Source organism: Actinomadura roseirufa (assembly GCF_900659635.1).
Taxonomy (GTDB): domain Bacteria; phylum Actinomycetota; class Actinomycetes; order Streptosporangiales; family Streptosporangiaceae; genus Spirillospora; species Spirillospora roseirufa.
In genome coordinates this window covers 1-5,643 of record NZ_CAACVB010000386.1, presented here as the reverse complement: position 1 = coordinate 5,643, position 5,643 = coordinate 1, and the positions used below count along the sequence as shown (strand labels likewise).

General features: G+C 77.7%; 4 protein-coding genes and 1 pseudogene. 1 reads left to right on the top strand and 4 read right to left on the bottom strand.

What is annotated here, in order from left to right:
* The 4 genes and pseudogenes from E1291_RS38460 to E1291_RS38445 all read right to left on the bottom strand — a co-directional run.
* Window positions 1-1,216, bottom strand: a pseudogene (locus E1291_RS38460) (chromosome partitioning protein ParA); the annotation flags it as partial.
* A complete protein-coding gene (locus E1291_RS38455; protein ID WP_131742965.1) occupies window positions 1,213-1,869 on the bottom strand; it encodes a DprA-like winged helix domain-containing protein in 657 nt (218 codons plus the stop codon). The pseudogene E1291_RS38460 and the gene E1291_RS38455, both read right to left, overlap by 4 nt.
* Window positions 1,862-2,395, bottom strand: a complete 534-nt coding sequence (locus E1291_RS38450) for a hypothetical protein (protein WP_131742964.1) — start codon at window positions 2,393-2,395, stop codon at window positions 1,862-1,864. Before E1291_RS38450 ends, E1291_RS38455 begins: the two co-directional genes overlap by 8 nt.
* Window positions 2,392-3,684 carry a hypothetical protein gene (locus tag E1291_RS38445; RefSeq protein ID WP_242614646.1) on the bottom strand — a complete coding sequence of 431 codons (1,293 nt, stop codon included), beginning with the start codon at window positions 3,682-3,684 and terminating at the stop codon, window positions 2,392-2,394. Before E1291_RS38445 ends, E1291_RS38450 begins: the two co-directional genes overlap by 4 nt.
* Window positions 3,685-3,973: 289 nt before the next feature.
* Between E1291_RS38445 and E1291_RS38440 the strand changes: the two genes are divergently transcribed.
* The coding region (locus E1291_RS38440) for an ATP-binding protein (protein WP_131742963.1) at window positions 3,974-5,643 on the top strand (1,670 nt) is incomplete at its 3' end.

Genomic DNA, 5,643 nt, shown 5'->3' with positions numbered 1-5,643 from the left:
GCTCCTCCAGCTCCGACACCCGGCGGCGCAGCTCGTCCAGCCGGTCGCGGGCCACGGCCTTGTCCGCGCCGAGCCGGTCCGCCCGCCCCTTCAGCTCCGCCAGCGCGGCGCCGGCCTCGCCGAGCCGGGCGTCCAGCGCGCCGCCGGTGAGCTGCTCGGCCTCCCGCTCGGCCGCCTTCACCGCGGCGGCCAGTTCCTCGCCCTCGCCGTGCAGCCGCTCCTGCTCGGCCGCGTGCGCGGCGTCGGCCTCCGCCGCGTCAACCAGCAGCCGCGCCTGCCGCGTCCGCCAGTGCCGCAGCGCCGCCGCGACCTCCGTCCGGGCCCGGTCCCGCCGGTCGAACGCCGCCAGCAGCGCCGCAGCCTCGCGCTCCCACTCGGCCAGCCGGTCGCCCGCCTCGGCCGCCTTCGCGCGCTCCCGGTGCTCCTCCGCGCGGGACGTCCGCTCGGCCTCCAGCTCCCGGTCCAGCCCGGTGAGCGCCGCGATCGCGCTGAAGATCCGCTCCGGGCCGATCTCGTTCAGCGGCTGCGACAGCAGGTTCGTCGCGACCTTCGAGCGCACCGACGTCGACAGGAACGACACGCAGCGCACCCGCCCCCCGTACAGGACGCGGCCGAGGTCCTTGGCGAGGAAGTCGCGGCGGCCCGCGCTGCGCGGCAGCTCCGCCCACATCCGGCCGGCCAGCGCGACCCGCTCGGCCTCCGACGGCGCCGCCGCGAGGTGGACGCCCCGCCGCCACCGGATCTCCAGGTGCGGCGCGTCGGCGTTCACCCGCAGCCACACGGTGACCGCCGTCTCGCCACTCTCGTTCTCCGCGTCCGCCTCCGGGGCGGCCGCCGCGGCGGCGCGGGGCTCGGCGTAGTCGAAGACGCCGACGATGTAGCCGTGGTCGGCGCTCGCCCACCTGCTGTCGCCCTGCGCCGCGAGCTCGGCGTTGAACAGCAGCTCCGCGACGGCCCGCGCGCCCGAGGCGAACCGCCACTGCTCGTCGCCGAGCAACGCCGTGATCGCGGCGATGAACGACGACTTGCCCGCGCCGTTGGAGTCCTTGGGGCCCTGCCCGGCCACCACGATCAGCGTCCCCGGCACCGTCGGCACCGGATGCGTGGACAGCCGCGAGATGTTCACCGCCTGCACGGCGACGAGCGTCCGGTCGCCGACGACGTCGTCGCCCGCCCCGGCGGACCCCGGCACGAGCGGCTCGAGGACGGCGGTCATCTGGTCTCCCCCCGGTCACGTTCCCGTCCCCGGCGCCGGGCCCGGATGGCCGCCGCGAGCGGCGAGTCCGGCCCGGCGGCCAGGATCAGCTCCTCCTGCAGGCGGCGGCGCGCGCCGGCGGTCAGCCGGTGGAACTGCGGCCCCGGCACGAAGCCGCCCGCGTCGTCCGCGCCCGCCTTCACCTGCGCCACCAGCCCCGCCGTCCGCAGCCGGCGCAGCGCCGCCTCCAGCTCCCCGATCGGCAGCTGCGTGCGGCGGCGCAGCTCCTCCACCGGCGTCGGATGCGGCGACAGCCACGAGTCGTCGGCCAGCAGCCCCGCCGCCCGCGGGATCGCCACCGAGTGGATCAGCACGAGCGTCAGCACGGCCCGCTCGTGCGCGGGCGGGACGCACTCCGGCTCGGCCGCCAGCTCCGCCGCCACGTCGTCGCGGTACCCGGAGATCCACCGGGTCTGCTCCGAGCGCACCAGCGTCCGCCCGGACAGCGCCAGCATCTCCTCCAGCGCCCGCCGCAGCGCCGGCTCCCGCAGCGCCGCGAAGCGCACCTCCGGCACCGGCTCGGCCGCGTGCTCCACCGCCATGTACGCCGCGACGAGCTCGGCCCGGCGCCGCTCGTCATGGCCCCGCAGCACCGGCTCGAACAGCTCACTCACCGCCGTCACCGTCCCGGGCCGGCTCGGGGAGGCGGCGCAGGAGATCGCGCAGGGACGGCAGGGCGTGCTCGGCCCACAGCGCCACCCTCGGTCCCGGACGCACCGTGCCGGACGCCTCGTCCAGCAGCAGCCAGCCGGTGTCGGCGAGACGGCGCAGCTCCCCGGTCGCCCAGCGCCGGGCGAGGACGGCGTCGCCGCGGGACATGTCCGCGTAGACGCCCAGCACGGCCGCGACGGCGGCGCTCTCGCCCGGCCACGGCGCGTCGTCGGGCCGCGTCCAGCAGCAGCGCAGCGCGGCGGCGAGGACGCGGCGAGCCTGCCCGGGGCGGTCCAGCGGCACCGGCGCCGTCTGGTACTCCTCCAACAGCGCGGGCGTCGCGCCGTCCGGCCAGGCGGGCAGCACCCACACCCGGTCCCCGTCGCTCGCGCCGACCGTCCCGGGCGGCACCGGATCGGCCGCCCCGACCGCCACCGCCCCGAGCACACGAGCCCGCGCCCGGGCCAAGACCGCCGGCTCAACACTCACGACGCGCTCCTCTCGGGCGGCCCACTTCCTCCAGACCACGCGGCTTTCTCAGGCGGTGCGGTCGTTTCCGTTTCGGTGGTCCTTTCGAACCAGCCGGGGGACACCCAGGTGGGCGCCCCGGCCGGCCGGGCGGCCAGGTCGTCCGACCAGGTCAGGCGGTAGGGCAGCTCCGGGTGGAGGTGCGCGGCGGACAGGTCGGCCAGGACGCGGCGGGCCGCGGGCCAGTCCCGGTCGAGCACGTCCTGCACGGCGACCCGGTCGCGGCCGCGCAGCACCTCCTCGGCGATCTCGCGGAGCCGCTCGCGCGCCGCACCGCCGGACCCGGTGTCGCGCGACAGCCCCGGATCGGGCACCGAGGGCCGCGGCGGCGCGGGCCGCGGCGGCGTCGCGCGCGGCCCGTCCTCCACCGCGGTCACCACGGCCGACGGCTCGTGCCAGGGCGCCGCGGCGTCGAACACGAACCCCTCCAGCACGGCCGCGAGGTCCTCCCGCGAGGCGGTCCGGGCGAACGTCCGCCAGGTCTCGGGCGGCAGCAGCGTCAGGTTGCGGGTGGTGCCCGCCGAGTCCGACAGCCGCGCCGCCGCGCGGCGGGACGCGTCGCCGTAGGCGTAGATGGCGGCGCGCAGGTCGGTGCACGTGCGGTCGAGCCGCGGCCAGCGGCGCAGGATCGCGCCGTGCAACCGCTCGGCGCGCAGCAGGATCTCCTCGGTGCCCCACAGCTTGGGCGCCTGCTCGCGCAGCTCCTCGATCGTGCCGTTCGTCAGCGTGAGCAGCTCGACGCTCCACAGCCGGAACGCGCGGGCGAGACCGTCGGCGCCCGCGCGGGCCTGCCCGGCCGTCATGCGCGGGTCGGCCACGTTGAGCTGCTCCAGCGCCAGCAGCCGGTGCATCTCGCTCTGCCCGCCGTCGAGCATCATCCGGCGGACGAACATCAGCCCGACCACGCTGGTGAACGAGGCCCGGTAGCGCAGCTGGTTCGGCTTGGGGAACACCTCGCGGACGGCGCCGAGCCCCCGCAGCACCCGCAGCCGGTTCTCGAAGACCTCCGGCGGGTAGCGGCGGCACACGTGCCGCATCTGCTCGCGGCTCAGCCCGTCCTCGCCCGCGTCGGCGAACGCCGCGAGCAGCGTCTCGGCGACGTCCACCAGCTCCGGGTCGTCGACGACCGCGCCGCTGTCGCGGGCCAGCGCGGCGAACATCTGCCGGTACACGCCCAGCACGGCCTCGCCGACCAGCGCGTCGTCCAGGCTGGCGGCCGCACCGGCGCCGTTCTCGGAGGTGGGGGACACGGCGCACTACCGTACGGCCCCGCGGCCGTCAGGGTGGAATCGGCGGCGGCCGGGGGCCGTGAGGTGCGCGGAGGAGCCCTGAAGACCGCGAAACCGCGGGCGGAGCGCGGCCCGCGGTGTCACACTCACAACGCCATACGGGACGCCCCGGTCAGCAATGGGGCACCCGGGCACGAACCACCGGGCGCACCAGGGCAACGATCCGCCCGGCGCGGCCCGCCGGCGGGAACAACGGCGCGGCCGCCGAGCACGACCCCTCGAGGACGACCCTTCGGACACGGCAGGGAGCATGACGGCGCCGAACACCCCGGCGAGGACGAACCTCCCCGCCGAACCCAACGCCTTCGTCGGCCGCGACCGGGACGTCGGCGACCTCGGCCGGCTGCTGGGGGGCATGCGCGCCGTCACGCTGTGCGGGACCGGCGGCATCGGCAAGACGCGGCTGGCGCTGCGCGTCGCGCGCGCGATGACGGCGTCCTGCCCCGGCGGAGTCTGGCTGGTCGAGCTGGCCGGGGTCCGGCCCGACGGCATCCCCGAGCCGGTCGCCCGGCGCGTCGCGGCCGTGCTGGACGTCGCCGAGGAGGAGGGCCGGCCCGTCACCTCGACGCTCGCCGACGCGCTGCGCGGCGCGGCGGTCCTCGTCGTCCTGGACAACTGCGAGCACCTCGTGGACGAGTGCGCCGAGCTGGCCGGGACGCTGCTGGCCCGCTGCCCGCGGCTGCGCGTCCTCGCCACCAGCCGGGAGCCGCTGCGGATGCCCGGGGAGAACGTGTGGCGGGTGCCGCCGCTGGAGCCGGACGAGGCGGCGCGGCTGTTCGTCGAGCGCGCCCGCGCCGCCCGCCCCGGGTTCGCCGGGACGGGCGCGGTGCGGCAGGTGACCCGGGCGCTGGACGGGATGCCGCTGGCGCTGGAGCTGGCCGCGGCCCGCGTCCGGGTGCTGTCGGTGGAGCAGATCGCCGACCGGCTCGCCGACCGGTTCCGGCTGCTCAGCGCCGGTGACCGCACGGCGCCGCCGCGGCAGCGGACGCTGCGCGCGGCGATCGACTGGAGCCACGACCTGCTCGGCGGGCCGGAGCGGACGCTGCTGCGCCGGCTGTCGGTTTTCGCGGGGTGGACGCTGGAGCAGGCCGAGCGGGTCTGCGCCGATGAGGACGCGGGCGAGGACGCCGGGGAGGACGCGGGGGCCGGCGACCTGACGGCGGGCGAGGTCCTGGACCTGCTCACCGCACTGGTCGACAAGTCGCTGGTCGTCGTCGGGGAGGAGACGGCGGGGGAGGTGCGCTTCCACCAGCTCGACAGCATCCGGGAATACGCGGCCGAGCGGCTCACCGCCGCGGCCGAGGACGCGCGGTTCCGGCTGCGGCACCGCGACGCCGTCCTCGCCGGGGCGGAGCGGGACGGCGACCTCGCGGTGGCGCGGATCCCCGGGACGTGGCCGGAACGGGTGGGGCTGTTCCGCCGCTACGACGCCGAGCTCGGCAACGTCCGGGCCGCGCTGGGTTGCTCGCTGGAGCGCGGCGACGTGGCGGAGGGGCTGCGGATCTGCACCGCGCTGCGGTCGTTCTGGATCGTCCGCGGCCGGGTCGCCGAGTGGGCCGAGTGGACCGACCGTTTCCTGGCGCGCCGCGAGGGGCTCGGCGCCGCCGTCCTCGGCGCCGCGCTGGCCGGGCGGGCGCAGCTCGCCGTCGGGGGCCGCGACCTCGCGCAGGCGCTGCGGTACGCCGAGGAGGCGCTCGGCCCGTGCCGGGAGGCCGGCGACGGCTTCATGACGGCGGTCGCGCTCATCACCATGGCCGAGGCGCACGCCCGCGCGGGCCGGTTCGCCGAGGCCGCCGCCCGGCTCGACGAGGCGGACGCGATCGCCGCCGCGCCCGGCCACGAGTGGAACCGCGCGCACGCGCTGACCACCCGCGGGTACCTGCTGATCCGCGGCGCGCGGCTGCGCGAGGCGCGCGAGCG